Below are 26399 nucleotides of genomic sequence, written 5' to 3' on the forward strand. Positions count from 1 at the left end.
AGACATGTCGGCATGATGGAGTGGGTATCGCTTGACTAGTCCGCTCAGACCAGGAAGCGAGGTCCCCATGCTGGGTCTGCCCGAGAAGGTGCATGCCTGTCTGTTCGACCTCGACGGTGTGCTCACCGACACCGCCAGCGTGCACACCAAGGCCTGGAAGGCCATGTTCGACGACTACCTGTCGGAGCGGGCCAAGCGCACCGGGGAGGAATTCGTCCCCTTCGACGCGGCCGCCGACTACCGCAAATACGTGGACGGCAAGAAGCGCGAGGACGGGGTCCGGTCGTTTCTGCAGAGCCGCGGGATCGAGTTGCCCGACGGCAGTCCCGACGATCCGGGGGACGCCGAGACGATCTACGGCCTGGGCAACCGCAAGAACGAGATGTTCCAACGGGTCCTGCGCAAGGACGGCGTCGAGGTCTTCGAGGGGTCGCGGCGATACCTGGAGGCGGCCTCGGCGGCCGGCCTGGGCATCGCGGTGGTGTCCTCGAGCGCCAACACCCGCGACGTCCTCGAGATCACCGGTCTGGACCGGTTCATCCAGAAGCGGGTGGACGGTGTCACGCTGCGCGACGAGCACATCGCCGGCAAGCCGGCCCCCGACTCCTACCTGCGGGGGGCCGAGTTGCTCGGCGTCGGCGCCGACGCCGCAGCCGTGTTCGAGGACGCGATCTCGGGCGTGCAGGCCGGGCACGCCGGAAACTTCGGCTACGTGGTGGGCGTCGACCGGGTGGGCCAGGCCGAGGATCTGCGCCGCAACGGCGCCGACGTGGTGGTCACCGACCTCGCCGAGCTGCTGCAGTCATGATCGACGACGAAGCCTTCCCCGTCGATCCCTGGCACGTCAGCGAGACCAAGCTCGACCTGAACCTGCTCGCCCAGTCCGAATCCCTGTTCACCCTGTCCAACGGGCACATCGGGCTGCGCGGCAACCTCGACGAGGGTGAGCCCTACGGCCTGCCCGGCACCTACCTGAACTCCTTCTACGAGATCCGGCCGCTGCCCTACGCCGAGGCCGGCTACGGCTACCCGGAGGCCGGCCAGACCATCGTCGACGTCACCAACGGCAAGATCATCCGCCTGCTGGTCGAGGACGAGCCGTTCGACGTCCGGTACGGCGAATTGCTTTCGCACGAAAGGGTTCTCGACATGCGCGCGGGGACGATGACGCGCAGCGCGCACTGGCGCTCCCCCGCGGGCAAGGAGATCAGGCTGGTGTCCACCCGGCTGGTGTCGCTGGTGCAGCGCGGCGTCGCCGCCCTCGAATACGTCGTGGAAGCGGTCGGCGATTTCGTGCGCGTGACGGTGCAGTCCGAACTGGTCACCAACGAGGACCAGCCCCAGACCTCGGGTGACCCGCGGGTGTCGGCGATTCTGGAGAGTCCGCTGGTGGCCGTCGACCACGAGAACACCGAGACCGGCGCGCTTCTCATGCACCGCACCCGTAGCAGCGCCCTGATGATGGCGGCCGCGATGGATCACGAGATCGACGTGCCCGGCCGCGTCGAGTTCAGCACCGACGCCCGCGACGACCTGGCGCGGACCACGGTCATCTGCGGGCTGCGCGCCGGGCAGAAGCTGCGCATCGTCAAGTACCTGGCGTACGGCTGGTCCAGCATGCGATCGCGCCCCGCGCTGCGCGACCAGGCCGCCGCCGCCATCCACAGCGCCCGCTACAGCGGATGGCAGGGCCTGCTGGACGCGCAGCGGAAATATCTGGACGACTTCTGGGACAGCGCGGACGTCGAGGTCGAGGGCGACCCCGAATCCCAGCAAGCGGTGCGGTTCGGGCTTTTCCACCTGTTGCAGGCCAGCGCGCGCGCCGAGCGCCGCGCGATCCCGGCCAAGGGGCTCACCGGAACCGGCTATGACGGTCACGCCTTCTGGGACACCGAGAGTTACGTGCTGCCGGTGCTCACCTACACCGCGCCGCATGCGGTGGCCGACGCCCTGCGGTGGCGGGCGTCCACCCTGGACCTGGCCAAGGAGCGGGCGGCCGAGCTCGGCCTGCGCGGCGCCAGCTTCCCATGGCGGACCATCCGCGGGCAGGAGTGCTCGGCCTATTGGCCCGCCGGCACCGCGGCCTGGCACATCAACGCCGACATCGCCATGGCCTTCGAGCGGTACCGCATCGTCACCGGCGACGAGGAACTCGAAAAGTGTTGCGGCCTCGGGGTACTCGTGGAGACCGCCCGGCTCTGGGTCTCCCTCGGCCATCACGACCGGCACGGCGTCTGGCACCTCGACGGCGTCACCGGCCCCGACGAGTACACGGCGATCGTGCGCGACAACGTCTTCACCAACCTGATGGCCGCGCACAACCTGCGCACCGCGGCCGAGGCCTGCAACCGCCACCCCGAGGCCGCGGAGGCGATGGGCGTCACCACCGAGGAGACGGCATCGTGGCGCGACGCCGCCGACGCCGCCAACGTCCCCTACGACACCGGCCTGGGGGTCCATCAGCAGTGCGAGGGCTTCACCACCCTGGCCGAATGGGACTTCAAGGAGAACCACGCCTACCCGTTGCTGCTGCACGACCCCTACGTGCGGCTCTATCCCGCGCAGGTGATCAAGCAGGCCGACCTGGTGCTGGCGATGCAGTGGCAGAGCCACGCGTTCACCCCGGAGCAGAAGGCACGCAACGTCGACTACTACGAGCGGCGCATGGTGCGCGACTCGTCGCTGTCCGCCTGCACCCAGGCGGTGATGTGCGCCGAGGTCGGGCACCTGGAACTGGCGCACGACTATGCGTACGAGGCCGGGCTGATCGACCTGCGCGATCTGCACCACAACACCCGCGACGGCCTGCACATGGCCTCGCTCGCCGGCGCCTGGACGGCGCTGGTGGGCGGCTTCGGCGGCCTGCGCGACGACGAGGGCATCCTGTCACTGAATCCCGCCCTGCCCGACGGCATTTCACGGCTGCGGTTCCGGCTTAGGTGGCGCGACTTCCGGGTGACCGTCGACGTGAACCATTCCGACGTCACCTACACGGTGCGCGACGGCCCGGGCGGCCAGCTGACCATCCGGCACGCGGGCGAGGAGGTCACCCTGAGCACCGACGCGCCGAAAACCATTGCCGTGCAACCGCGCAAGCCGCTGTTGCCGCCGCCACAGCAGCCACCGGGCCGCGAGCCACTCCACCGCCGGGCGCTCACCCGCAACAAGTGAGCGTCAGCCCGGATTGAGGATCCGCCCCACCTCGGCGCCGGTCGCCTGACGGATCTCGGCGTCCGTCAACTCCTCGATCCCGGTCGCCGACCGCAGGATCGGCGCGAAGAGCCGCCAACCGAATTGCAGCGCAAGGGCGTTGGCGACGGCCAGCCGCCCCTCGGTCTCGTTGTGGTAGAGCGGCAGCACCCACTCGAGGAGCGTCGCGATGTTGGGAAAGCGCTTCTGCAGCTGCCCCGCCGGATACCCGTCGAGCACGGTGCGGGCCATCACGCGCATCTGCCGGTCCAGCGCCCGGTCCAGTTCGTCGGCGGGCGCCCCGGCGTCGAGCAGCGCGGTCAGGTTGGTGCCCAGGTGATCGAGCACGGCGCCGACCAGATTCTCCTTGGTGCCGAAGTGCCGGAACACCAGCCCATGGTTGACGTTGGACCGGGCGGCGATGTCGCGGATCGAGGTCGCGGCGGGCCCGCGTTCGGCGAACAGGTCGGTGGCGGCCTCGAGGATGGCCGCGGCCACCTCGGCGCGCCCCGTGGGCATGTTCGCGCGGCCACTTGCGGAACCCGTAGTCATGTGACTACAGTACTCGATGTAGTCAGTTGACTACAGACCATCACACTAGGATCGAAGAAAATGACAGGTCAGATCACAGTCACCAAGCTGGGAAGCCGCATCGGCGCCAGGATCGACGGCGTGCGCCTCGGCGGCGACCTCGCCCCCGAGGCGAGCGAAAAGATCCGCCAGGCGCTGTTGGCCCACAAGGTGATCTTCTTCCGCCACCAGCACCACCTCGACGACCAGGCGCAGTTGGCCTTCGCCGGCCTGCTGGGCACGCCCGTCGGCCACCCGGCCGCCGAGGTGCTCGCGGCCAAGAACGCGCCGGTCATCACGCCGATCAACTCCGAGTACGGCAAGGCCAACCGCTGGCACACCGACGTCACGTTCGTCGCCAACTACCCCGCGGCCTCGATCCTGCGCGCCGTCACCCTGCCCCGCTACGGCGGCTCCACGCTGTGGACGAACACCGCCGCCGCCTACGAGCACCTGCCCGAGGCGCTCAAGGGCCTGGTCGAAAACCTGTGGGCGCTGCACACCAACCGCTACGACTACGTGACCGGCGAATCCGTGCCGGCGATGAGCGACGCGCAGCGCGCGTTCCGCCAGGCCTTCGAGAAGCCGGACTTCCGGACCGAACACCCGGTGGTGCGGGTGCACCCGGAGACCGGCGAACGCACCCTGCTGGCCGGCGACTTCGTGCGCAGCTTCGTCGGCCTGGACAGCTACGAATCAAGCGTGCTGCTGGAGCTGCTGCAGCGGCGAATCACCCAGCCGGAGAACACGATTCGCTGGAACTGGGCACCGGGTGACGTCGCCATCTGGGACAACCGGGCCACCCAGCACCGGGCCATCGACGACTACGACGACCAGCCCCGGCTGATGCACCGCGTCACGCTGATGGGCGACGTGCCCGTGGACGTACACGGACAGCGCAGCCGCGTGGTCAGCGGCGCACCCCTCGAGGCGATCGCGAGCTAGGCGCAGCCGAGCGCGGCGGGTCGCCGACCGACCAACCAGCGAGGCGATCGCGAGCTAGGCGCAGCCGAGCGCGGCGGGTCGCCGACCGACCAACCAGCGAGGCGATCGCGAGCTAGACGCAGCTAGCCGGCCGAGGACACCGGCGTGATCGGCAACCAGCGCAGCGCACCGGGCGCGGTGGCCGGCACCACCGGGTGTTCCGGCGCGATCGGGTCCAACCGGCGATACGGCTGGCCCTGCGGCGGGCGCTGATCGCTCTCGCCCTTGTTCGGCCACAGCGACGCGGCCCGTTCGGCCTGCGCGGTGATCGACAGCGACGGGTTGACGCCCATGTTCGCCGAGATCGCCGCGCCGTCCACCACGAACATCGTGGGGTAGCCGTAGACCCGGTGGTAGGGGTCGATAACGCCGTGCTCGGGGCCGTCGCCGATCGCCGCGCCGCCGAGGAAGTGCGCGGTCAGCGGGATGTTGAACAGCTCGCCCCAGGTGCCGCCGGCCACGCCGTCGACCTTCTCGGCGATGCGCCGGGTGACCCTGTTCCCGACCGGGATCCAAGTCGGGTTGGGCTCCCCGTGTCCCTGCTTGCTGGTGTACCAGCGGATGCCGAGCTTCCCGCGCTTGGTGTAAGTGGTGATCGAGTTGTCCAGGTGCTGCATGACCAGGGCGATCAGGGTGCGCTCGCTCCACTGGTGGACGTTGAGCATCCGCATCATCCGGCGCGGGTCCTCGCGGGCCTGGTCCAGCAACTGCTTCCAGCGCGGCACGAAGGTTTCATCGGGCCCCTCGGGCCCAGGGCCGTCGGTCATCAGCGTCTGCAACAGGCCCATCGCGTTGGAGCCCTTGCCGTAGCGGCAGGGTTCGATGTGGGTGTCCGAGGTCGGATGGATCGACGACGTGATCGCCACCCCGTGCGTCAGGTCCAGGTTGGGGTCGACCTCGAGCTTGCCGGCGCCGACGATGGACTCGGAGTTGGTGCGGGTCAGCACGCCCAGCCTCTCGGAGAGCCGCGGCAGCTTGCCCTTGTCGCGCATCTTGAACAGCAGGTGCTGCGTGCCCCACGTGCCCGCCGCCAGGATCAGGTGCGTCGCGGTGTAGGTGCGCCGGTCCCTGCGCAGCCAGCTGCCGGTGCGCACGGTGCGGACCTCCCACATCCCATCGGGCCGCTGCTGGAAGCCCTTGACCGTGGTCATCGGGATCACTTGCGCCCCAGCCGATTCGGCCAGGCCGAGGTAGTTCTTCAGCAGCGTGTTCTTGGCGCCGTAGCGGCAGCCCGTCATGCAGCAACCGCACTCCAGGCAGCCGGTGCGCTCCGGTCCCGCGCCACCGAAGTACGGGTCCGGCACGGTCTTGCCCGGGGTCTTGCTGCCGTCGGGGCCGAAGAACACCCCGACCGGGGTGGGCACGAAGGTGTCGCCGCAGCCCATCTCGTCGGCGACCTCCTTCAGGATGCGGTCCGCGTCGGTGAAGGTGGGGTTCGTGACCACCCCGAGCATGCGTTTCGCCTGCTCGTAGTGCGGCATCAACTCGTCGCGCCAGTCGGTGATGTGCGACCACTGTCGGTCCGTGAAGAACGGCTCCGGCGGCACGTAGAGCGTGTTGGCGTAGTTGAGGGAGCCGCCGCCCACCCCGGCTCCGGCCAGGATCATCACGTTGCGCAGCGGGTGGATGCGCTGAATGCCGTAGCAACCCAGCCTCGGCGCCCACAGGAACTTGCGCAGGTCCCAGGACGTCTCGGCGAAGTCCTCGTCGGCGAACCGCCGCCCGGCCTCCAATACGCCTACGCGGTAGCCCTTTTCGGTCAGCCGCAGCGCGCTGACGCTGCCCCCGAACCCCGAACCGATGATCAGAACGTCGTAATCCGGCCTCATCGCACCAGTATGGCCTTACTCACAGGTAACTAGCCAGCGGCCCCCGGCCCCGCCGCGAGTGCGCGCCCAGCCGCACACTGGGCGCCGAATGTGAGGCTAGCTGCACACTCGGCGGAGCGACCCCGGGCCGTCAGCCGCCGACCGTCAGCCCGACCTTCTGGAACTCCTTGAGGTCGCAATAGCCCGCCTTGGCCATGGACCGGCGCAGGCCGCCGACCAGGTTGAGGGAACCGAACGGGTCGTCGGAGGGCCCGTTGAGCACCCGCTGCAGCGGCGGGCGCTCGCCGAGGGCGATCTGCAGCAACGCCCCGCGCGGCAGCGACGGGTGCGCCGCCGCGGCCGGCCAGAACCAGCCCTCGCCGAGGGCCTCGGCGGATTCGGCGAGCGGCGTGCCGAGCACCACCGCGTCGGCCCCGCAGGCGATCGCCTTGGCCAGCTCGCCGGAGGTGTGGATGTCGCCGTCGGCCAGCACGTGCACGTAACGGCCGCCGGTCTCGTCGAGGTATTCGCGCCGCGCGGCGGCGGCGTCGGCGATGGCGGTGGCCATCGGCACGCTGATGCCCAGCACCTCGTCGCTGGTGGTCACGCCCCGGGTCGAGCCGTAGCCCACGATGACGCCGGCGGCGCCGGTGCGCATCAGGTGCAGCGCGGTGCGGTGATCGAGCACCCCGCCGGCCACCACCGGGACGTCGAGCTCGGAGATGAAGGTCTTGAGGTTCAGCGGTTCCCCGTCGCTGGCCACCCGCTCCGCCGACACGATGGTGCCCTGGATGACGAGCAGGTCGATGCCTGCCTGCAGCAGCACCGGGGTCAGCGCCTGGGCGTTTTGCGGGCTGACCCGCACCGCCGTGGTCACCCCGGCCTCCCGGATGCGGGCGACCGCGGACCCCAGCAGGTCGGGGTTCAGCGGCGCGGCGTGCAGTTCCTGCAGCAGCCGGATCGACGCCGACGGTTCGGGCTCCTTGCTGGCGGCCTCGACGAGCTGGGCGATCTTGGCCTGCACGTCGGCGTGCCGGCCGATCAACCCCTCGCCGTTGAGCACGCCCAGCCCGCCGAGGCGGCCGAGCTCGATGGCGAACTCCGGGGACACCAGCGCGTCGGTCGGGTGGGCCACCACCGGGATCTCGAACCGGTAGGCGTCCAGCTGCCAGGCGGTCGACACGTCCTGCGACGACCGGGTGCGCCGCGACGGCACGATGCTGACTTCGCTCAGCTCATAGGTGCGACGGGCGTTGCGGCCCATGCCGATCTCGACCATGCCGCCCTCAGCGCGCAAAGTAGTTCGGCGCTTCGACGGTCATGGCGACGTCGTGCGGATGGCTTTCACGCAGCCCGGCCGAGGTGATCCGGACGAACTGCGCCTGTTGCAGCGCTTCGATGGTGGCCGAGCCGGTGTAGCCCATCGCGGCGCGCAGGCCGCCGGTGAGCTGGTGGATCACCGAGGACAGCGGGCCGCGGAACGGCACCCGGCCCTCGATTCCCTCCGGCACCAACTTGTCCTCGCTCAGGGCGTCGTCGGCGAAGTAGCGGTCCTTGGAGTACGACTTCGCCCCGCCCCTGCCTTGCATCGCGCCCAGCGAACCCATGCCGCGGTAGCTCTTGAATTGCTTGCCGTTGACGAAGATCAGCTCGCCGGGGGCCTCGGCGGTGCCGGCCAGCAGCGAGCCCAGCATGGCCGTCGAGGCGCCGGCGGCCAGCGCCTTGGCGATGTCGCCGGAATACTGCAGCCCGCCGTCGGCGATCACCGGCACGCCCGCCGGCCCGCACACCGCGACGGCCTCCAGGATCGCCGTGATCTGTGGCGCGCCGACCCCGGCCACCACCCGGGTGGTGCAGATCGAGCCCGGCCCCACGCCGACCTTGACCGCGTCGGCACCGGCGTGGATCAGCGCCAGGGCCGCGGAGCGGGTGGCGACGTTCCCGCCGATCACCTCGACCTTCTCGCCCACCTCGGCCTTCAGCTTGCCGACCATGTCGAGCACCAGCCGGTTGTGCGCGTGCGCGGTGTCGACGATCAACACGTCGGCCCCGGCGTCGACGAGCATCATCGCCCGGACCCAGGCGTCGCCGCCGACGCCGACGGCGGCGCCGACCAGCAGCCGTCCGTCGCTGTCCTTGGTGGCCAGCGGGTGCTGCTCGGTCTTGACGAAGTCCTTGACGGTGATCAGCCCGGTGAGCCGGCCGTGGCCGTCGACGACGGGCAGCTTCTCGATCTTGTTGCGCCGCAACAGCCCCAGCGCGGCGTCGGCGCTCACGCCCTCCTGGGCGGTGATCAGCGGGGCCTTGGTCATCACCTCGGCGACCTTGCGGGTCTGGTCGACCTCGAAGCGCATGTCGCGGTTGGTGATGATGCCGACCAGCGCCCCGGTGTCGTCGACCACCGGCAGGCCCGAGATGCGGAAGCGGGCGCACAGGGCGTCGACCTGGGCCAGGGTGTCGTCCGGGCGGCAGGTGACGGGGTCGGTCACCATACCGGCCTCGGAGCGCTTCACCATCTCGACCTGGCCGGCCTGTTCGGCGACGGGCAGGTTGCGGTGCAGCACGCCCATGCCGCCCGCCCGGGCCATCGCGATGGCCATCCGCGACTCGGTGACCGTGTCCATGGCCGAGCTGACCAGCGGCACCTTGAGCCGGATCTTCTTGGTGAGCTGGCTGGACGTGTCCGCGCTGGCGGGGACTACGTCGGAAGCCGCGGGCAGCAGCAAGACGTCGTCGAAGGTGAGGCCCAGCATCGCGACCTTGTGCGGGTTGTCACCCCCGGTGGGCACCAGGTCGTCGACCAGCCCGCCGATGCGTGGATCGCGCATGTAGGGGCCGCCGACGAGGTCGGAGCTGTCTTCCAGGTGGGACATGCCACGGGTCATCGGTGGGGCCCTCCATACGATGCGGCGCGAGAACCCCATCCTATCGGCTCGGCCACCCCGTCCCACCGCTTGCCGGGGCGCGCCGCGGCGGCCAACCCGCACGGAAACGGCGGGCGGCCTGCCTGCTGGCGTTATCCGGGCCCGGCTGCGTAGGCTAGTGTGCGTGCGCGATCACCTCCCGCCGGGCTTGCCACCCGATCCCTTCGCCGACGACCCCTGCGATCCGTCGGCGGCGCTGGAAGCCGTAGAGCCGGGGCAGCCCCTGGACGCCCAGGAGCGGATGGCGGTCGAGGCCGACCTCGCCGACCTGGCGGTGTACGAAGCCCTGTTGGCGCACAAGGGCATCCGCGGGCTGGTGGTGTGCTGCGACGAATGCCAGCAGGACCACTACCACGACTGGGACATGCTCCGGGCGAACCTGTTGCAGCTGCTGATCGACGGCACCGTGCGCCCGCACGAGCCGGCCTACGACCCCGAACCGGACGCCTACGTCACGTGGGACTACTGCCGGGGATACGCGGACGCCTCGCTCAACGAGGCCACCTCAGACGCCGACGGCTACCGCCGCTAACGGCTGGGCCCCCGTCAGGGAGTGTTCGGCGTCACCGTTGAAGTCTGGCCGTGATGCCGGTGCTTGCTCCACGACTGACTCGGCGACGGCGTCGCTGACGCGGCCGGGGAACCCTCGGACGGCGTAGCGGCCGCCGTCGGGACCGGGGTGGGCGGTGTCGACCAGGCCGATGGCGTGTTCGCCGGGGGCGGCAGCGTCGCGTTCGGGTTGCGCGAGGCGACCCTGAGATTCAACAGCTTCAGTTGATTGGTCAGCTCCTGTTTGCCGGCCGGGTCGTCGATCGACTGGACCAGGCTGCTCACCTCGGTCAGCTGATTCTTGGCCTCGTCCCAGCGGCCCTGGTCGATCGATTCCTGCACCTTGGCCAGGTCCGCCCTGGCCGACAGCAGGGCCTGATGCTTCTCGTTGACCCGGGGCTGGTCGAAGAACATCGCGTGCATCCCGTACAGCGTCGTCCCGGGGCGGGCCTCGACCACCATCGCGCCGAAGCCGCTCAGGACCAGCAGCGCGGCGGCCACCGAACCGATCGTCGCGAGGCCGCGGCGACCGCGGCGGCGGTCGGCCAACCCGGTGCGCAGGGCGGTGACCGCCTCTTCGGCCGACACCAGCGCGCTGGCCGGCGGCCACCGCAGGTTGTCGCGCCAGTCCTCCAGCAAGGTGGCCATCGCGTCCACGTCGGGGTCACCCACGTGCACCGGCCGCCGCTCGGCGAGTGCGTCGAGGAGCAGATCGGTGCGGGCGAATTCGTCCAGGGGTTCAGGCACAGTCACCTGCCGCGATCATCTCGGACTTCAACCGCGACAGCGCGCGGTGCTGGGCCACCCGGACCGCTCCGGTGGTGCTGCCGACGGCGGACGCGGTCTCCTCGGCGGACAGGCCGACGACGACACGCAGGATCAGGATCTCCCGCTGCTTGGCGGGCAGGATTTCCAGCAGTTCACTCATCCGGCTGACCGAATCCGCCTCGATGGCCCGCTGTTCCGGGCCCGCTTCGGACGACCAGCGCTCGGGGATCACCTCGGTGGGGTAGGACAGATCGCGGCCGGCGGCGCGATGGGCGTCCGCGACCTTGTGCGCCGCGATGCCGTACAGGAAGGCGAGAAAGGGACGTCCCCGGTCCCGGTAACGCGGCAGCGCCGTGATAGTCGCCAAGCACACCTCCTGTGCCACATCATCCGCTGACAGGCCACCCCGCTCGACTGTCCCGACCCGCGCGCGGCAATATCGCACGACAATCGGACGGATGGTCTCCAGCACCTCCCGTAGTGCGTTGCTGTCCCCCGCCACGGCCTTGGCCACCACGGCGTCGAGACGATCCCCTTGAATTGTCATCGACGGCGGTATCTCCAACGTTACGAACCGGGCACATCGCGGGCTAACCGGGCTAACTAACTAAATGACAATAACGGGCACAGGGCCATTTCAAGCGGAACGCCACGTCCCACCGGCGCGCCGCACTTGGCCTGCGCAGACATCGCGAATTTCGCGCATCTGTTGTGTCGAATACGTGACGCTACCGACATCAATCAGCAAGCACGCCAACGCCCACCGCAGCGGGACGAGCCCGAGCGCGCCCGCGGCGTCCGCGGCGGCCTCCGCCACCGCGCGGGCGCGCTGGACGGCCCCGGCGCTGCACAGGGCGGCCGCCAGCACCACCTGGCTCTTGACCGCGTGCCGCTCCGACGGGATGGCCATGGCGCCCGCGAGTTGCACCGCTTCGTTGGCCTGCCGGACGGCGAGGGCCCCGTCGCCGCGGGCCATCGCCAGCTCGGCGGCCACCCACGCGCGGCGCACCGGCTGCCGGTCGGGCACCGGGCCGGCGCCGAGCTCGGTGTCCGCGCGGGCCAGCAGTGCCGCCGCGGCCGGGAAGCGGCCGACACCCAAGGCGTCGGCCGCCAACCCGATCAGGGCGTCGGCCCGCGCCTCGGTGGCGTCGTCGCCCCCACCCGCCAGCGCCAGGGCGCGGCCATCCCAGCCGCGCGCCACGGAATGCCAACCGAGTTGGCGCAGAAAGGATCCCTGTGTGCTGTGGGCCAGGGAGACCAGCGGACCAGCGGGGGCGCTGCGCCGCAGCACCGCCAGATCGCGGTAGGCGCTGCCGTAGTGGCCCTGCCCGCCCGCGGCCACGGCCCGCAGCCACAAGTCGCGCAGCGTCTGCGCCGACGGCAGCGGCCAAGTCCCGGGCCGGTCACCGAAGGCGGCGGCGGCCAACGTTTGCCCAATCACGGAAGTGTGACGAGTTTCAATCACCACGATGGGAGTAAACAGTTTGTGCTGTTCGCGTTACCGAACTGTTAATCACGATAGGTCCTGTACTAATCGCGGTTGGCTGCCCCTTGGCCCGTGAGCTGGGAAATCTTGTTTCGGTCAAGTGCCTGATAGCACGGTGCGCGTTTCGTCTTCGGGTGGCAGATGAACGCGACGTTAATTCTTTTATAACCATTACATACTTTGTCGGGCTAAGTGGCTATTGACGCAAATTCGCCGTCCGCCCTAACGTCTACGCATGACGGGTAGTCATCGGTGACGCCGCTTCATTTTCAGTTGCACAATCGCTTCGCGATCATGACCTTACTGGGCGTGCCGTGCAGAGAGGGAAACACCAATGCCACAGCTCGAGCAGCTACCTGGACCCAACGCCGACATCTGGAACTGGCAACTTCAGGGCTTGTGCCGTGGCGTGGACTCGTCGATGTTCTTCCATCCCGACGGCGAGCGCGGCCGCGCCCGCATGCAGCGCGAGCAGCGCGCCAAGGAGATGTGCCGGCGGTGCCCGGTGATCGAGGCCTGCCGCTCCCATGCGCTGGAAGTCGGTGAGCCCTATGGGGTTTGGGGTGGCTTGTCCGAGTCGGAGCGCGACCTGCTGCTGAAGGGCGACATCGGCCGCACCCGCGGCATCCGCCGTTCGGCCTGAGCCCGGGCCCGAGCGGGCCTGCCGCCGTGCGCGGCCGGCCCGTTTGGGCTGCGGCCAATGCGGGTAGGCCCGGCCCATGAAAAGGGGCGTATCCTTCGCGACCGCAATGCTTGCCGCAGCCGTTGCGCCGTTGGCCGCATGCGCAAATCAGCAGGGTGGCCAGGCCACCAGCTCGACGTCCTCGAGCGCGCCGCCCGGCACGGAGCGGATGACGACGCAGTTGAAGAGCGCCGACGGAAACCAGGTCGGCACCGCCACCATCGATTTCGCTAACGGTTATGCCACGGTCACCGTGGAGACCGGACCCAACCAGGTTCTCAGCCCCGGCTTCCACGGGCTGGAAGTCCATTCCGTGGGCAAGTGCGAGGCCAATTCGGCCCCGCCCGCGGGGGGCTCGACCGGGGACTTCGACTCCGCGGGAAGCGTCTACCAGGCGCCGGATCACACCGGTTTCCCGGCCAGCGGCGACCTGACCGCATTGCAGGTGCGCAACGACGGCTCGGCGAAGCTCGTCACCACCACCAACCTGTTGACGGCCTCGGACCTGCGCAGCAGCTCGGGGACCGCGCTCATCGTCCACCAGACCGCGGACAACCTGAGCAACGGCGCCACCGGTGAGTCCGGCAAGCGGGTGGCCTGCGGTGTGCTGGCCGCGGCCTCCGCGACGACGACCTCGTCCACCTCGACGACGACCAGCGTCACGACGATCACCACCACGACCGCCGTGCCGCCGCCGTCGACGAGTACGAGCACGAGCACCGTCACGGTCACCAGCGGCCCGCCGTCCACGTCCACGCTGCCGACCACGACGGGGACCACTCCGCCAAGCCTTCCGCCCAGCCCCTGACACCCGCGGCGTCCGGCGTGGCTTGCCGGCGTCCGTCGTGGCTTGCCGGCGTCCGCGACACATAAACGGCTGCGACGACCCGCCGAGAACGCCCGCAACGGTTTCTGTCTCGTGGAGAAGCGGATCGCCGTAAGCGGGGACGCGCGCCGTCCGGCGCCCCTACCCTGCTGACATGCAGAAGGTGCTGTTCACCCTCGGGTTGGTCCTGTTCCTGCTCGGCTTGTTCACCGGCTTCGCCGTCCCGGCGCTGAAAAACCCACGCATGGCGCTGTCGAGCCACCTCGAGGCAGTCCTCAACGGCATGTTCCTCGTGCTGCTCGGGCTGCTCTGGCCGCACATCCACCTGCCCGCGGCGTGGGGGGTCACGGCGGTCGTGCTGATCGTCTACTCCGCCTACACGAACTGGCTGGCGACCCTGCTCGCGGCGGCCTGGGGCGCCGGCCGCAGACTCGCGCCCATCGCGGCGGCCGACCACGAGGCCGCCGCGGCCAAGGAGCGCATCGTCAGCTTTCTGTTGGTGTCACTCGCGGTGGCGATCGTGGTCGGTGTCGGCATCGTCATCGTGGGGCTCTGACACGCGGCGCCGATGCTCGAGGCCGGCCGCCGCGGGCCGCACCGATGTCGGCGCACGGCCGTAGGAGAAGTCGGGAATCTGTAGGCCGAGGCCCCCGACGTCGTGGTGCGGCCGGCTTGGCGATCGGCGCAGACCCCGAACACGAAAACACCCCCGACGCGGGGCCGGGGGTGTTTTCGTAGCGGACCTTCTAGTGGTGATGATGACCGTGACCGTGACCGTGGCCGTGGTCGTCGTGCTCGTCGGCGGGCTTGTCGACGATCGCGGTCTCGGTGGTCAGCACCATGCGCGCCACCGACGCCGCGTTGAGCACCGCGGACCGGGTCACCTTGACGGGGTCGATCACGCCGTCGGCGATCAAGTCGCCGTAGGTGAGCTTGTCGGCGTTGAGCCCGTGGCCGCGCGGCAACTCGCTGACCTTGCTCACCGCGACGGCACCGTCCAGGCCGGCATTGGTGGCGATCCAGTACAGCGGCGCCGAGAGCGCCTCGGCGAACACCTCGACGCCGGCCGCCTGGTCACCGGTCAGCGACCCGCGCAGCTCCTCGAGCGCGGTCCGCGCGCCGATGAGCGCCGACCCGCCGCCCGCGACGATGCCCTCCTCGACGGCGGCCTTGGCGGCCGCGACGGCGTCCTCGACGCTCTCCTTGCGTTCCTTGAGCGCCGTCTCGGTGGCCGCGCCCACCTTGATGACGGCCACGCCGCCGGCCAGCTTGGCCAGCCGCTCCTGCAGCTTCTCGCGGTCCCACTCGGAATCGCTCTTCTCGATCTCGGCGCGCAGCTGCTTGATCCGGTCGGCGACCGCATCCTTGGAGCCGCCCCCGTCGACGATGATGGTGTCGTCCTTGCTGACCACCACGCGGCGGGCCGAGCCCAGCACGTCGGTGCCGACCTCGCGCAGCAGCAGGCCGGCGTCGGGGTTGACCACCTGGCCCCCGGTGACCACGGCCAGGTCCTCGAGGAAGGCCTTGCGCCGGTCACCGAAGAACGGCGCCTTCACGGCAACCGCCTTGAGCGTCTTGCGAATCGAGTTGACCACCAGTGTCGCCAGGGCCTCGCCCTCGATGTCCTCGGCGATGATCAGCAACGGCTTGCCGGACTCGGCGACCTTTTCCAGCATGGGCAGCAGGTCGGGCAGCGAGCTGATCTTCTCCTGGTGCAACAGGATCAGCGGGTCGTCCAGCACGGCTTCCTGCGAGTCGAAGTCGGTGACGAAATACGCCGACAGGAAGCCCTTGTCGAAACCGACGCCCTCGGTGAACTCCAGCTCGGTGCTCAGCGTCGAGGACTCTTCGACGCTGACCACGCCGTCGGCGCCGACCTTGGTCATCGCCTCGCCGACCAGGTCGCCGAGGTGCTGGTCGCGCGACGACACGGTCGCCACCTGAGCGATCCCGTCCTTGCCGGACACCGGGGTGGCCGCCGCCAGCAGCGCCTCGGACGCGGCGTCGGCCGCCTTGGAGATGCCCAGGCCGAGCTCGATCGGGTTGGCGCCCGCCGCGACCAACCGCAGGCCGCCCTTGACCAGCGCTTGCGCCAGCACCGTCGCGGTCGTCGTGCCGTCACCGGCCACGTCGTTGGTCTTGGTGGCCACCGACTTCACCAGCTGGGCACCCAGGTTCTCGAACGGGTCTTCCAGGTCGATCTCACGCGCGACGGTCACGCCGTCGTTGGTGACGGCCGGGCCGCCGAATGCCTTGGCCAGCACCACATGCCGGCCGCGCGGCCCCAACGTCACCCGGACCGCGTCGGCGAGCGCGTTGACGCCGGCCTCGATGGCGCGGCGCGCGGTCTCGTCGTACTCAATGATCTTGCTCATCAGGCTCCTTTAAGAGGGGCGATAACGCGTGCCGCCCCGGAAATCACCCGCGCGAAGCGCGGGGATCGCCGGGGCGGACCACGGTGCTTACTTCGATACGACGGCCAGCACGTCGCGCGCCGACAGGATCAGGTACTCCTCGCCGTTGTACTTGATCTCGGTGCCGCCGTACTTGCTGTAGATGACGGTGTCGCCTTCGGAGACGTCCAGCGGGATCCGCTTTTCGCCGTCCTCGTCCCAGCGGCCGGGACCGACTGCGACGACGGTGCCTTCCTGCGGCTTCTCCTTGGCGGTGTCAGGAATGACCAGACCGGACGCGGTCGTGGTCTCGGCCTCGTTGGCCTGCACGAGAATCTTGTCCTCGAGTGGCTTGATGTTCACCTTCGCCACGATTGGAGCCCTCCACTAGTTAGATCGGGTCCGGGGCGGCTGCCCCGGAATTATCAAGGGATTCGGCAGTCGTCCGTGCCCGAGCGCCGTCGTCGCGGGTGCCGGCACAGGGTTTGGCCGATTGCCACCTAGCACTCTATACACGAGAGTGCTAGCACTCAAGGGCACCCCGCTGCGTATCGGGTATTCGCTATGAGCGATCAGCTGACCTGGGCTTTTACCACCGGCAGGCCGGGGTCGCTGGGCACGTCCAGCGGGGAGGGCCGCGCCCCGGCGGCCACCAGGTGCGCGGCGAAGGAGGCGATCATCGCCCCGTTGTCGGTGCACAGGCGCGGCCTGGGGATCCGCAGCGTCAGCCCGGCCGCCGCGCAGCGCTGCTCGGCCAGCTCCCGCAGCCGCGAGTTGGCGGCCACTCCCCCGGCGATCAGCAGCGTCGAAACGCCGAGCCCCGTCGCGGCGCGCACCGCCTTCATCGTCAGCACGTCGGCGACGGCCTCCTGGAACCCGGCGGCGACATCGGCGTTCACCGCATCGGGGTGACTCTCCAGGTAGCGGGCCACGGCCGTTTTGAGCCCGGAGAAGCTGAAGGCGTACGGGTCGTCGGCGGGGCCGGTCATGCCGCGCGGGAAGGTGATGGCGTCGCGATCGCCGCTGCGGGCCAGGTCGTCGAGCACCCTGCCGCCGGGATAGCCCAGACCCAGCAGCCGCGCCACCTTGTCATAGGCCTCGCCGGCGGCGTCGTCGACCGTGCTGCCGAGCTCGACGATCGGTTCGCCGAGGGAACGCACGTGCAGGAGGTGCGTGTGGCCGCCGGACACCAGTAGCGCCACGCACTCGGGCAGCGGACCGTGCTCGTAGACGTCGGCGGCCAGGTGGCCGCCCAGGTGGTTCACGGCGTAGAACGGCACCCCCCACGCGGCCGCATACGCCTTGGCCGCGGCCACTCCGACCAGCAGCGCACCGGCCAGGCCGGGCCCGATCGTCGCGGCGACGATGTCGGGCTTGTCCACGCCGGCCGCCGCCAGCGCGCGGCGCATGGTGGGGCCGAGCGCCTCCAGGTGCGCCCGCGACGCGATCTCGGGGACCACGCCGCCGAAGCGGACGTGTTCGTCGACGCTGGACGCCACCTCGTCGGCCAGCAGGGTCACGGCGCCGTCGTGGTCGAGCCGCGCAATCCCGACTCCCGTTTCGTCACAAGAGCTTTCGATGGCCAAGATGATCATTGGGCCCCCCGGCGCATGGTGTAGGCGTCGGCGCCGCTGGCCCGGTAGTAGCGCCGGCGCAGGCCGATCCGCTCGAATCCGACGCTTTCGTACAGCGCGATGGCCGCCTCGTTGTCGATGCGGACCTCCAGGAAGACGACGCCCCCCTCGGCGAAGGCCAGCAGCTCGTCGAGCAACCGGCGGCCGATGCCCCGCCCCTGATACGCGGCGTCCACGCCGATGGTGTGCACCTCGTACTCGAAGGGTGGGGTGCGGCCCAGCCGCGAGATTCCGGCATACCCGACGACCGCGCCGCCGGCGCGCGCTGCCACGTAATGGTTGTGCGGGCTGGCCAGTTCCCGGTTGAAGGCCGCCGCGGGCCACGGGTCGTCGCCGTCGAACAGCTGCCGTTCCAGCTGCGCGCAGCGCGCCGCGTCGGCGGGGGTCAGCGCGCCGAGCGTCACGGGCTCGCTCGGGGCCGTCACCCGCGCGCCGCCATCGGTTTGGCGTCCGGGCGGCGCAGATACAGCGCCACCAGCGGCGCCGGGGGCTGCGACCAGTCGGGCACCGCGGCCACCAGCCCGGCCGGCGTGGGGTGGACCGGCCCGCAGTGCGGCAGGCCGAACAACGCCGCGTGCTCCTTCGAGCCGGCCACCGCCTGCGCTGCGCCCGGATCGACGTCGGCGGGGGCGTCGACTCCCGGCCCTTCCACGCGGAACCCGTCGCGGTAGCGCGCCCAGTAGACCTCGCGGCGGCGGGCGTCGGTGACCACCAGCACCTCGCCGGTGGTGCGCACCCCGATGGCGTCCAGGCTGCACACGCCGTGCACGGGGATGCCCAGCGCGTGGCCGTAGGCCGCGGCGGTGGCCATACCGGCGCGCAGGCCGGTGAACGGGCCGGGGCCGCAGCCCACCACCACGGCATCCAGGTCGTCCATGGTCAGCCCGGCCTCGGCGAGGGCGTCCAGCGCGTTCGGGGTGAGCCGCTCGGCGTGCGCCCGGGCGTCGACGGTGACCCGCTCGGCCAGCACGGCCAGGTCGTCGCGGCGCACGATCCCGGCGGTCACCGCGGGGGTGGCGGTGTCGAGGGCGAGCACAAGCGTCACGAACGCACCCACTGCCAGGAAGCGATCCGCACGTCGGATCCGCTGAGGCGTTCCAGGCGGATGTCGAGGTGACGCTCGGCGAGGCGTTCGACGATGCCCTCCCCCCACTCCACGACGACGACCGCGTCGTCGAGTTCGGTGTCGAGGTCCAGCGAGTCGAGCTCGCCGAGCAGGTCGGCGCCGTCGGTGTCCAAGAGGCGGTACATGTCGACGTGAATCATCGCCGGTGCGCCGGGCCGCCGCGGCGGGTGCACCCGCGCCAGCACGTACGACGGTGAGGTGACCGGGCCGTCGACGTCCATCGCCGCGGCAATCCCCTTGGCCAGCACGGTCTTTCCCGCACCGAACGGACCGGTGAGCACCACCACGTCGCCCGCGCGCAGCTGCTCACCGAGGCGCGACCCCAGGGCGACGGTGTCCTCGACGCGATCCAGCATGACCGCGCCCCCGGAATCATCCATGGCGCCGCAACCGTTCCCACGCACGCCGCAACGCGAGCCTCGCGCGGCCCGGAGTCGACCGTTTGACCAGCCGGATCAGGCCGTCGTTGATGGCCTCGGGCTTGTCCAGCAGCGCGAGGTGGCTGGCGCCGGAGACGATGACCAGCTCGGATTGGGGAAGGGAGGCCGCCATCTTGCGGGAGTATTCGTCCGGGGTCAGCAGGTCGTGGTCGCCGCAGGCGATCAGGGTCGGGATGCGCAGCAGGGTCCACAGGCCTCCGGTTTCGTCGTGCGCCTCCAGGGCCTCCAGGAACTCCACCATGGTCGGGATGGGCGTGCCGTTCATCATCCGCTGGGAGAAGGCGTCCAGGCTGCGGCTGACGTGCAGGTCGCTGTAGGAGGCGGCCCGCAGGACGGGGCCGATCAGCGAGCGAGACACGTTGCGACCGCGGTGCATCAGCTTGGGTGCCGACCGCGCGGTGAACCGGAACGCTTCCAGCGCCGGGTTTTTCAGGATCTCGCCCAGCGGGGACCTGGCGACGCCTTCGGCCGCCGACGAGATCAGCGCGGCCCCGACGATCCGGCGCCCGTACTGGTCCGGGAATTGGCGGGCGTGCGACAACACCGTCATGCCGCCCATGGAGTGGCCCACCAGCACCACCATCCCCCGCGGCGCGACCACCTGCAGCACGCTTTGCAGGTCCTTGCCGAGTTGGGTCAGCGTGTAGGTCTCCGGCGGCGCCTCGTCGGATTGCCCATGCCCGCGCTGGTCGTAGAAGACCATCCGGATGTCCGGGCCCAGGTGCTCGGGCAGCCGCGTCCGCTGGAAATGGAAGGAGCCCATGCGCAGACAGAATCCGTGAACGAAGACCATGGTCAGCGGGGCGTCCGCGGGCCCGGCCTCGCGGATCGCCAGGGACACCCCGTCCGGGGTGGTGACCACCGAGCGGCGGTCGTCGTCGATCCGGTCGAAATCCTCGTCGGCGTAAGGGTCTTCGGCGCCGCGGGCGCGCTGGATCATCGAGCGGCGGGCCGAGGCTCCGACGATGGTGGCCAGGGCGGTCACCCCCGCGCCGCCCGCGAGCCACGCCCTCCCGTTCTGGCGCCCGCGGGTTTTCTCACGGCTCAATGGTTTGCGCCTCGCGGTAGGTCCGGGTGATGCGCCCACGGGGGCTGGTCACCACCTCGTAGTGGATGGTGCCGAGCAGGTCGGCCCAGTCCTGCGCGGTGGGTTCCCCGCTGCTGCCGGGCCCGAACAGGATCGCCTCGTCGCCCTCGGTTACGTCGGTCGGGCCGGGGCCGAGGTCGACGACGAACTGGTCCATGCAGATCCGGCCGACCCCCGGCCGCCGCCTGCCGTTGATCAACACGTCCAATCGTCCTCCCAGCGACCGGAAGACACCGTCGGCGTAGCCGACCGGCAGCAGCGCCAGGTTCGTGTCGCGTTCCGCGGTCCAGGTGTGCCCATACGACACGCTCTCGCCGGCGCGGATCGACTTCACCAGCGCGACCGGGCATTTCACCGTCATCGCCGGCACCAGCCCCATGTCGCCGAGCTGGGGCACCGGGCTCAGCCCGTACACCGCGACCCCGGGCCGCACCAGGTCGAAGGCCAGGTCCGGCCGCGACATGGTGGCCGACGAGTTCGCCAGGTGCGCCACCTCGAACCGCACCCCCTGCTCGCGCGCCTGCTCGAGCATGTCGCTGAAGCGTTGGGCCTGAAGGTCGTTGACGGGGTTGGCCGGTTGATCGGCGAACACCATGTGGGACATCAGGCCGCGCAGCCGAACGGCCTCGTCGGCGACGGCCCGGCGCAGCGCGGTCAGCATCGACGGGTACTGGCTGGGGTGCACGCCGTTGCGGTTCAGCCCGGTGTCGACCTTGACGCTGACCGTGGCGGTCCGGCCCGTGCGGCGCGCCGCGTCCAGCAGCTCGTCGAGCTGACGCTCCGAGGAGACCGCGATCTCCACGTCGGCCAGCAGCGCCGGCCCGAAGTCGATGCCGGGCGGGTGCAGCCAGGCGAGCACGGGCGCGGCGATCCCGTCGGCGCGCAGCGCCAGCGCCTCCGCGACCGTGGCGACGCCCAGCTCGGCCGCGCCCCCGGCCAGCGCCGCCCGCGCGGCCTGCGTGGCACCGTGGCCGTAGCCGTCGGCCTTGACGACGGCCATCACCTGCGCGCGGCCGGCGTGCTCGCACAGCAACCGCACGTTGTGCTCGATCGCGCCCAGGTCCACCAGGGCCTCGGCGACCAGGCCCGGCGTCAGGGATATCGGCGTAACGGCCCACCCTTTCATGGCCGCCATTGTCCCAGAACCGGCCGCAGATGCCGCCCGCCCACCGCCGCACGATGCCCCAGTAGCCACAGGAGCCCCACGCGCCCCCGTGCCGGGCGGCACCGCGTGTGCCGCCTCCGAGCGACACGTCGGCCGCCGGCGAGCTGGGGACATGTCCGGTTCAAACCGTCTGGTGCCGCCCGAAGTACTTGTGATCTTCGCTATAGCGGCCGAGCGTCGGGTTGCTTCAGTGCGCGAAATGCTGGGCGTCGTAGTGACCGCCGGGCTTGAGCTTGTCCAGCGAAGTCAGCGCCGAGACGGCGTCGTCGTGCAGCGCGCGGGCCAGGTCGGCCGAGAGTCCCTCGCGCACCACGATGCGCAGCACCGACACGTCGGTGGCGTTGTCGGGCATGGTGTAGGCCGGCACCTGCCAGCCATAGGTCCGCAGCTCGTGCGACACGTCGAACTCGGTGTACCCGCGGTCGCCGGCGAGCCGGAACGCGACCACGGGGATCGCCGAGCCGTCCGAGATCAGCTCGCAGTGGTCGCTGACCCGCAGCTGCTCGGCCAGCCACCGCGCCGTCCCGGACAGCGCCTGCATCACCTTGCTGTAGCCGTCGCGGCCCAGCCGCAGGAAGTTGTAGTACTGGCCCACCACCTGGTTGCCCGGCCGGGAGAAGTTCAGCGTGAATGTCGGCATGTCGCCGCCCAGGTAGTTGACGTGAAAGACCAGATCCTCGGGCAGGTACTCCTTGCTGCGCCACACCACGAACCCGACGCCGGGATAGGTCAGCCCGTACTTGTGCCCGCTCACGTTGATCGACACCACCCGCGGCAGCCGGAAGTCCCACTTGAGCTCCGGGTGCAGGAAGGGCACCACGAACCCGCCGCTGGCGGCGTCGACGTGCACCGGGACGTCCACGCCCCCGCCGGCGGCGAGCTTGTCCAGTGCGCCGCAGATGTCGGCGACGGGCTCGAGCTCGCCCGTGTAGGTGGTGCCCAGGATGGCGACCACGCCGATGGTGTCCTCGTCGACGGCGTCGACGACCTGTTCGGGGGTGATGACGTAGCGCCCCTCTTCCATCGGCAGGTAGCGGGGCTCGACGTCGAAGTAGCGGCAGAACTTCTCCCAGACCACCTGGACGTTGGAGCCCATCACCAAGTTCGGTCGACGGCCCTCCCAGCCCTTCCCGACCTTGGCCCGCCACCGCCACTTCATGGCCAGCCCGCCCAGCATCACGGCCTCGCTGGAGCCGATGGTGGACACGCCGCAGGCGCTGGAGGGGTCGGCGTCGTTGAGGCCGTCGGCGTGGAACAGGTCGGCGACCATGCACACGCAGCGCTGCTCGATGGCCGCGGTGGCCGGGTACTCGTCCTTGTCGATCATGTTCTTGTCGAACGTCTCGGCCATCAGCTTCCCGGCCTCGGGGTCCATCCAGGTCGTCACGAAGGTCGCCAGGTTCAGTCGCGAGCTGCCGTCGAGCATCAATTCGTCGTGGATGAAGCGGTAGGCCGCCTCGGGGTCCATCGACTCGTCGGGCATCCGCAGCGCGGGCACCGGCGAGGTGAACAACCGGCCGGTGTAGGCGGGGGCGATCGCGTGGGCGGGCAGGGAAGGATGTTGGGGCACTGCGGAAAGTCCTTTCTAGAGGGCGGCCAGCGCGGCCCTGATGTGCGGAACCATGCGGGACGATGACGTCGGCGCGTCACCGGGCCCCGGGTCGGCGGCCGACAGCGCCGCCGCCCGGGCGTGGACGAACGCCGCCGCCGCGGCCGCCTCGACCGCCGGCAGGCCCGCCGCGAGCAGCGCGCCGATCATGCCGGAGAGCACGTCGCCGGAGCCCGCGGTGGCCGCCCAGGATTGCCCGGCCGGGTTGAGGTACACCGGGCCGCCCGGATCGGCGATCACGGTGACGTTCCCCTTGAGCAGCACCGTGGCGCCGAAGGTGTCGGCGAGCTTGCGGCACGCGCCCACCCGGTCGTCCCCGGGGGGGTTACCCGCCAGGCGGGCGAATTCACCGGCGTGCGGGGTCAGAACCGTGGGCGCCTTGCGGCTGGCGACCAGCTCGGGGTGCGCCGCCAGGATGGTCAGCCCGTCGGCGTCCACGATCACCGGCAGGTCGGTCTCCAGCGCGAACCACAGCGCCGCGGCACCGGTGTCGTCGGTGCCCAATCCGGGCCCGACGACCCAGGATTGGACCCGCCCGGCCGATGCCGGGGTGGGTGACGCGATCACCTCGGGCCAGTGGGCGAGCACCTCGCGGTGCGCGCTGCCCGCGTAACGGACCATCCCGGACGTCGCCGCGACGGCGGCCCCGGTGCACAGCACGGCCGCGCCCGGATACGTCGACGAGCCGGCCATCACCCCGGTCACGCCCTGGGTGTACTTGTCGTCGTGCGGGCCGGGCACCGGCCAGCGCGCGGCGGCGTCGGCGGCCTCGAAACCGAGCACGTCGGTGTCCGGAAGGTCGAGGCCGATGTCGATCAGCTTCACCCGGCCGCAGTCGGCGAGCGCGTGCACGGGCTTGAGGCCGCCGAAGGTGACGGTCAGGACGGCGTGCACCGCGGGGCCGGCGATCGCCCCGGTCGCCACGTCGATGCCGCTGGGGATGTCGACGGCCACCACCGGGATGCCCGCCCCGTCGACCGCGGCGAACACCTCGGCCGCGGCCGGGCGCAGCGGTCCGGAGCCGGAGATGCCCACCACCCCGTCGATGACCAGATCCGTTGTGGGCGGGACGCTTTCCACCACGCGGCCGCCGGCCTTCCGGAACGCCGCCAGCGCCTTGGGGTGGGTGTGCTCCGGGTTGAGCAAGACCGCGTCGGCGGCCGCACCGCGACGACGCACGAACGTGGCGGCCCACAACGCGTCGCCGCCGTTGTCGCCCGAGCCGACGACCGCGCACACCCGGCGGCCGGCCACGCCCCCGGTTCGGGCGCGCAATTCGGCGACGATCTCGGCGGCGAGGCCGAAGGCCGCGCGCCGCATCAGGGCCCCGTCGGGCAGGCTGGCCAGCAGCGGCGCCTCGGCCTGGCGGATCGCGTCTACGGAGTAGTAGTGCCGCACCTGAGCCACATTACGGGTAGGGGCGACGCGGTTGGGCGGTGCCGCTCAGGCCGATGCCTCGGGCGAACCGCGCCGGCGCGCCATGGCCCGCAGCCGCGCGGGGCTCAGCTGTCGGGGGTCTTGGTGGCGGGTCATCGGGTAGAAGCAGAGCCCGACGAGAATCGAGGTGAAATGCCCGATCGCGGTGAAGTTCAACTCGATCCGGTCCATCGCGATCAGCGGGAAGCCGAAGATGACGAACAGCACGCCGAGATAGCCCCAGCGCCACGGTCGCGCGATGTGATAGGCGAGCACGGCCATCACCCCGACCAGGAAGTAGCTCACGCCGATGTCGCGGGCATGCACCAGCCGTTCCGACGCGTCGTGCTCCTCGATCGCCAGATACAGCAGGCCCTCGCTGAAATAGGTGGACAGGATGTGTGCGCTCAATCCCACCGTCAGCCAACGCAATTGCCCAAGCCAGTGTTCGGCGGGCGCCAGGAACAACGAGAACAGGATCAGGTAGGGCGCGAGATTGTCCCCGTCGATCCACAACAGGCTGGAGAACAAGACGTCGAGCGGATCGCGCGCCAGGCCATGGATGTTGGTGGAATGGTGCATCAGCATCCAGTGCAATTGCCGCTGGGGAAGCCAGTGCTGGATGAAGGTCGTGATCAGCAGGACGAGCAGCCACCCGTAGGTCAACGGCGCGCTGCTGACGTAATGCCAGACCGCGAGCCCCATGCTGCGCAGTCGGGGCCGCGCCGGTGCATTCGTCACGTCATCACCTTCGCACGCCGGTTGCTGCGTCGCGCGAGTTACCCGGCGGTGCGCGACGCTTTCATCGGCTCGGCGGTTGCCGGGAGCGGATCGGGCGCCGCCGCGGCGGGCGCGGCGGCTTCCGGCCGCAGGTGCCGCCACCAGCACATGATGTAGAGCAGCATCGAGATCACCAAGACGACGAGCACCCACAGCACGAGCGTGATGTCAATCCAGCCACCGAAGGGCGGCGAGCCCGGCAGCGCGTTGCGCAGCGGTACCACCGCGAACAGCATCGCCGCGTACCACGTGGTCATCGGCGGCTGGAATTTCCGTCTGTCACGCAGGGTCTGGACGGCGACGAAGAGGCCGAGGCCGGCGATGGCGATGAGCACCCCGCAAATGACGATGCCGAATGCCGCCGCGCTGAGCGAGCGGTGCAGGCTCACCCGGTAGGGGCCGGACCCGTCGACGGACACCTGCCATCCGGAAAGGTGATTGACGAACGTCACCGGCAGACGTTCGGGCACGTTCCCGGGGCCGTGCAAGAGCTCGATCTCGACCGGCCCCGAGCTGTAGCGGTCGAACGGCCACTTCTCGATCTCCCCCGCGATGGTCAGCGGGACGGGGAAGACACCGGGGAGCATGCCCTTGGTCCAGGTGCGGTGGGTCGGCGTTGCCACGGATCGCACTCGCAGACTGACGTCTTGGTTGAAGTGCTGGGTTTGCGGATCCAGCAGGGCCGACCCCGGCGAGATGGACAGGTCGGCCATCAGCACGCTGTAGTTGGACTGGACGTCCTCGATGACCAGCGTGGCCGTGTTCTGTTGACCGCCGGGCGGGATTTCGGGGTGGCGGTGCCCCCCACTCATGGCGTAGAGCGCCACCGAGGCGATGTATGCCCCGACGACAACCAAGACAAGACCTGCGAAGCCGAACCTGATGGCCGCCGACCGCATGCTGCTCCTACCCCTGTGGAGTGCGTTGTTCCTAAGGCAATCTAACGGAACCGCGGGGGGTGTG

Annotated in this window: 26 protein-coding genes; 7 read left to right on the forward strand and 19 right to left on the reverse strand. The window is 70.3% G+C overall.

The features are described 5' to 3' along the window. Positions 1–67 precede the first annotated feature (67 nt). Complete coding sequence (locus tag U8D42_RS17050; protein ID WP_322859576.1) at positions 68–808, forward strand: beta-phosphoglucomutase family hydrolase; 741 nt, start codon at positions 68–70, stop codon at positions 806–808. Then, on the forward strand, positions 805–3171 hold the full coding sequence (locus U8D42_RS17055) for a glycoside hydrolase family 65 protein (RefSeq protein WP_322859575.1): 2367 nt from the start codon (positions 805–807) through the stop codon (positions 3169–3171). Before U8D42_RS17050 ends, U8D42_RS17055 begins: the two co-directional genes overlap by 4 nt. A gap of 3 nt (positions 3172–3174) precedes the next feature. Here the strand turns inward: U8D42_RS17055 and U8D42_RS17060 are convergent, their stop codons facing one another. Then, complete coding sequence (locus U8D42_RS17060) at positions 3175–3741, reverse strand: TetR/AcrR family transcriptional regulator (RefSeq protein WP_322859574.1); 567 nt, start codon at positions 3739–3741, stop codon at positions 3175–3177. A gap of 60 nt (positions 3742–3801) precedes the next feature. Between U8D42_RS17060 and U8D42_RS17065 the strand changes: the two genes are divergently transcribed. Next, on the forward strand, positions 3802–4704 hold the full coding sequence (locus tag U8D42_RS17065) for a TauD/TfdA dioxygenase family protein (protein WP_322859573.1): 903 nt from the start codon (positions 3802–3804) through the stop codon (positions 4702–4704). A 122-nt stretch (positions 4705–4826) separates the two neighbouring features. Here U8D42_RS17065 and U8D42_RS17070 read toward each other — a convergent pair whose 3' ends face one another. The 3 genes from U8D42_RS17070 to guaB form a co-directional block, all read right to left on the reverse strand. Then, a complete protein-coding gene (locus tag U8D42_RS17070; protein ID WP_322859572.1) occupies positions 4827–6572 on the reverse strand; it encodes a GMC family oxidoreductase in 1746 nt (581 codons plus the stop codon). Between the two features lie 130 nt (positions 6573–6702). After that, a complete protein-coding gene (locus tag U8D42_RS17075) occupies positions 6703–7830 on the reverse strand; it encodes a GuaB3 family IMP dehydrogenase-related protein (RefSeq protein ID WP_085242196.1) in 1128 nt (375 codons plus the stop codon). Positions 7831–7837: 7 nt separating this feature from the next. Then, positions 7838–9436: an IMP dehydrogenase gene (guaB, locus tag U8D42_RS17080; protein ID WP_322859571.1), complete on the reverse strand. Its 1599-nt coding sequence runs from the start codon at positions 9434–9436 to the stop codon at positions 7838–7840. 163 nt (positions 9437–9599) lie between these two features. On the opposite strand from guaB, the gene U8D42_RS17085 reads away from it, so the two are divergent. Beyond that, positions 9600–10007 carry a DUF5319 domain-containing protein gene (locus U8D42_RS17085; protein ID WP_046186907.1) on the forward strand — a complete coding sequence of 136 codons (408 nt, stop codon included), beginning with the start codon at positions 9600–9602 and terminating at the stop codon, positions 10005–10007. 14 nt (positions 10008–10021) lie between these two features. Here the strand turns inward: U8D42_RS17085 and U8D42_RS17090 are convergent, their stop codons facing one another. The 3 genes from U8D42_RS17090 to U8D42_RS17100 form a co-directional block, all read right to left on the reverse strand. Continuing rightward, a complete protein-coding gene (locus U8D42_RS17090) occupies positions 10022–10777 on the reverse strand; it encodes an anti-sigma-D factor RsdA (RefSeq protein WP_208859431.1) in 756 nt (251 codons plus the stop codon). Further along, on the reverse strand, positions 10764–11339 hold the full coding sequence (locus U8D42_RS17095) for a sigma-70 family RNA polymerase sigma factor (protein WP_085242193.1): 576 nt from the start codon (positions 11337–11339) through the stop codon (positions 10764–10766). The genes U8D42_RS17090 and U8D42_RS17095 overlap by 14 nt, the downstream gene beginning before the upstream one ends. A gap of 90 nt (positions 11340–11429) precedes the next feature. Next, positions 11430–12257: a hypothetical protein gene (locus U8D42_RS17100; protein WP_322860127.1), complete on the reverse strand. Its 828-nt coding sequence runs from the start codon at positions 12255–12257 to the stop codon at positions 11430–11432. A 355-nt stretch (positions 12258–12612) separates the two neighbouring features. Between U8D42_RS17100 and whiB3 the strand changes: the two genes are divergently transcribed. The 3 genes from whiB3 to U8D42_RS17115 all read left to right on the forward strand — a co-directional run bounded on the left by whiB3 (position 12613) and on the right by U8D42_RS17115 (position 14342). Next, positions 12613–12921, forward strand: coding sequence for a redox-responsive transcriptional regulator WhiB3 (gene whiB3 / locus U8D42_RS17105; protein ID WP_085242191.1), 309 nt, complete (start codon positions 12613–12615; stop codon positions 12919–12921). Between the two features lie 76 nt (positions 12922–12997). After that, a complete protein-coding gene (locus tag U8D42_RS17110; protein WP_322859570.1) occupies positions 12998–13768 on the forward strand; it encodes a superoxide dismutase family protein in 771 nt (256 codons plus the stop codon). 172 nt (positions 13769–13940) lie between these two features. Next, a complete protein-coding gene (locus U8D42_RS17115; RefSeq protein WP_322859569.1) occupies positions 13941–14342 on the forward strand; it encodes a hydrogenase in 402 nt (133 codons plus the stop codon). A gap of 190 nt (positions 14343–14532) precedes the next feature. On the opposite strand, the gene groL is transcribed toward U8D42_RS17115, so the two are convergent. The 12 genes from groL to U8D42_RS17175 all read right to left on the reverse strand — a co-directional run bounded on the left by groL (position 14533) and on the right by U8D42_RS17175 (position 26335). Further along, entirely contained in the window at positions 14533–16161 is a 1629-nt protein-coding gene (gene groL, locus U8D42_RS17120; RefSeq protein ID WP_322859568.1) for a chaperonin GroEL, read from the reverse strand. Positions 16162–16248: 87 nt separating this feature from the next. Beyond that, positions 16249–16551 carry a co-chaperone GroES gene (gene groES, locus U8D42_RS17125; protein ID WP_007167930.1) on the reverse strand — a complete coding sequence of 101 codons (303 nt, stop codon included), beginning with the start codon at positions 16549–16551 and terminating at the stop codon, positions 16249–16251. A gap of 200 nt (positions 16552–16751) precedes the next feature. After that, entirely contained in the window at positions 16752–17774 is a 1023-nt protein-coding gene (tsaD, locus tag U8D42_RS17130) for a tRNA (adenosine(37)-N6)-threonylcarbamoyltransferase complex transferase subunit TsaD (RefSeq protein ID WP_322859567.1), read from the reverse strand. Next, positions 17771–18238 carry a ribosomal protein S18-alanine N-acetyltransferase gene (gene rimI, locus U8D42_RS17135; protein WP_322859566.1) on the reverse strand — a complete coding sequence of 156 codons (468 nt, stop codon included), beginning with the start codon at positions 18236–18238 and terminating at the stop codon, positions 17771–17773. Before rimI ends, tsaD begins: the two co-directional genes overlap by 4 nt. After that, positions 18235–18858: a tRNA (adenosine(37)-N6)-threonylcarbamoyltransferase complex dimerization subunit type 1 TsaB gene (tsaB, locus tag U8D42_RS17140; protein ID WP_431523782.1), complete on the reverse strand. Its 624-nt coding sequence runs from the start codon at positions 18856–18858 to the stop codon at positions 18235–18237. Before tsaB ends, rimI begins: the two co-directional genes overlap by 4 nt. After that, entirely contained in the window at positions 18855–19319 is a 465-nt protein-coding gene (gene tsaE, locus U8D42_RS17145) for a tRNA (adenosine(37)-N6)-threonylcarbamoyltransferase complex ATPase subunit type 1 TsaE (RefSeq protein WP_322859564.1), read from the reverse strand. The genes tsaB and tsaE overlap by 4 nt, the downstream gene beginning before the upstream one ends. Then, positions 19312–20364, reverse strand: a complete 1053-nt coding sequence (locus tag U8D42_RS17150; RefSeq protein ID WP_322860126.1) for an alpha/beta fold hydrolase — start codon at positions 20362–20364, stop codon at positions 19312–19314. Before U8D42_RS17150 ends, tsaE begins: the two co-directional genes overlap by 8 nt. A gap of 52 nt (positions 20365–20416) precedes the next feature. Next, positions 20417–21592 carry an alanine racemase gene (gene alr / locus U8D42_RS17155; RefSeq protein WP_322859563.1) on the reverse strand — a complete coding sequence of 392 codons (1176 nt, stop codon included), beginning with the start codon at positions 21590–21592 and terminating at the stop codon, positions 20417–20419. Positions 21593–21818: 226 nt separating this feature from the next. Continuing rightward, complete coding sequence (locus tag U8D42_RS17160; RefSeq protein WP_322859562.1) at positions 21819–23201, reverse strand: glutamate decarboxylase; 1383 nt, start codon at positions 23199–23201, stop codon at positions 21819–21821. 15 nt (positions 23202–23216) lie between these two features. Continuing rightward, positions 23217–24638 (reverse strand): NAD(P)H-hydrate dehydratase, encoded by a 1422-nt coding sequence (locus U8D42_RS17165; RefSeq protein ID WP_322859561.1) that lies wholly within the window; start codon positions 24636–24638, stop codon positions 23217–23219. A 45-nt stretch (positions 24639–24683) separates the two neighbouring features. Continuing rightward, positions 24684–25361, reverse strand: a complete 678-nt coding sequence (locus tag U8D42_RS17170) for a rhomboid-like protein (RefSeq protein WP_322860125.1) — start codon at positions 25359–25361, stop codon at positions 24684–24686. Between the two features lie 74 nt (positions 25362–25435). Next, positions 25436–26335 carry a DUF4436 domain-containing protein gene (locus U8D42_RS17175; RefSeq protein ID WP_322859560.1) on the reverse strand — a complete coding sequence of 300 codons (900 nt, stop codon included), beginning with the start codon at positions 26333–26335 and terminating at the stop codon, positions 25436–25438. Positions 26336–26399 lie beyond the last annotated feature (64 nt).

This window comes from Mycobacterium europaeum (genome assembly GCF_034555895.2).
Classification (GTDB): Bacteria; Actinomycetota; Actinomycetes; order Mycobacteriales; family Mycobacteriaceae; genus Mycobacterium; species Mycobacterium europaeum.

Excerpts from the sequence above, each read along its gene's own strand:
- U8D42_RS17050 (WP_322859576.1), top strand. The coding sequence starts at position 68 with ATGCTGGGTCTGCCCGAGAAGGTGCATGCCTGTCTGTTCGACCTCGAC.
- U8D42_RS17055 (WP_322859575.1), top strand. The coding sequence starts at position 805 with ATGATCGACGACGAAGCCTTCCCCGTCGATCCCTGGCACGTCAGCGAG.
- U8D42_RS17060 (WP_322859574.1), bottom strand. The coding sequence starts at position 3,741 with ATGACTACGGGTTCCGCAAGTGGCCGCGCGAACATGCCCACGGGGCGC.
- U8D42_RS17065 (WP_322859573.1), top strand. The coding sequence starts at position 3,802 with ATGACAGGTCAGATCACAGTCACCAAGCTGGGAAGCCGCATCGGCGCC.
- U8D42_RS17070 (WP_322859572.1), bottom strand. The coding sequence starts at position 6,572 with ATGAGGCCGGATTACGACGTTCTGATCATCGGTTCGGGGTTCGGGGGC.
- U8D42_RS17075 (WP_085242196.1), bottom strand. The coding sequence starts at position 7,830 with ATGGTCGAGATCGGCATGGGCCGCAACGCCCGTCGCACCTATGAGCTG.
- guaB (WP_322859571.1), bottom strand. The coding sequence starts at position 9,436 with ATGACCCGTGGCATGTCCCACCTGGAAGACAGCTCCGACCTCGTCGGC.
- U8D42_RS17095 (WP_085242193.1), bottom strand. The coding sequence starts at position 11,339 with ATGACAATTCAAGGGGATCGTCTCGACGCCGTGGTGGCCAAGGCCGTG.
- whiB3 (WP_085242191.1), top strand. The coding sequence starts at position 12,613 with ATGCCACAGCTCGAGCAGCTACCTGGACCCAACGCCGACATCTGGAAC.
- U8D42_RS17110 (WP_322859570.1), top strand. The coding sequence starts at position 12,998 with ATGAAAAGGGGCGTATCCTTCGCGACCGCAATGCTTGCCGCAGCCGTT.
- U8D42_RS17115 (WP_322859569.1), top strand. The coding sequence starts at position 13,941 with ATGCAGAAGGTGCTGTTCACCCTCGGGTTGGTCCTGTTCCTGCTCGGC.
- groL (WP_322859568.1), bottom strand. The coding sequence starts at position 16,161 with ATGAGCAAGATCATTGAGTACGACGAGACCGCGCGCCGCGCCATCGAG.
- tsaD (WP_322859567.1), bottom strand. The coding sequence starts at position 17,774 with ATGATCATCTTGGCCATCGAAAGCTCTTGTGACGAAACGGGAGTCGGG.
- tsaE (WP_322859564.1), bottom strand. The coding sequence starts at position 19,319 with ATGGATGATTCCGGGGGCGCGGTCATGCTGGATCGCGTCGAGGACACC.
- alr (WP_322859563.1), bottom strand. The coding sequence starts at position 21,592 with ATGAAAGGGTGGGCCGTTACGCCGATATCCCTGACGCCGGGCCTGGTC.
- U8D42_RS17170 (WP_322860125.1), bottom strand. The coding sequence starts at position 25,361 with ATGGGGCTCGCGGTCTGGCATTACGTCAGCAGCGCGCCGTTGACCTAC.
- U8D42_RS17175 (WP_322859560.1), bottom strand. The coding sequence starts at position 26,335 with ATGCGGTCGGCGGCCATCAGGTTCGGCTTCGCAGGTCTTGTCTTGGTT.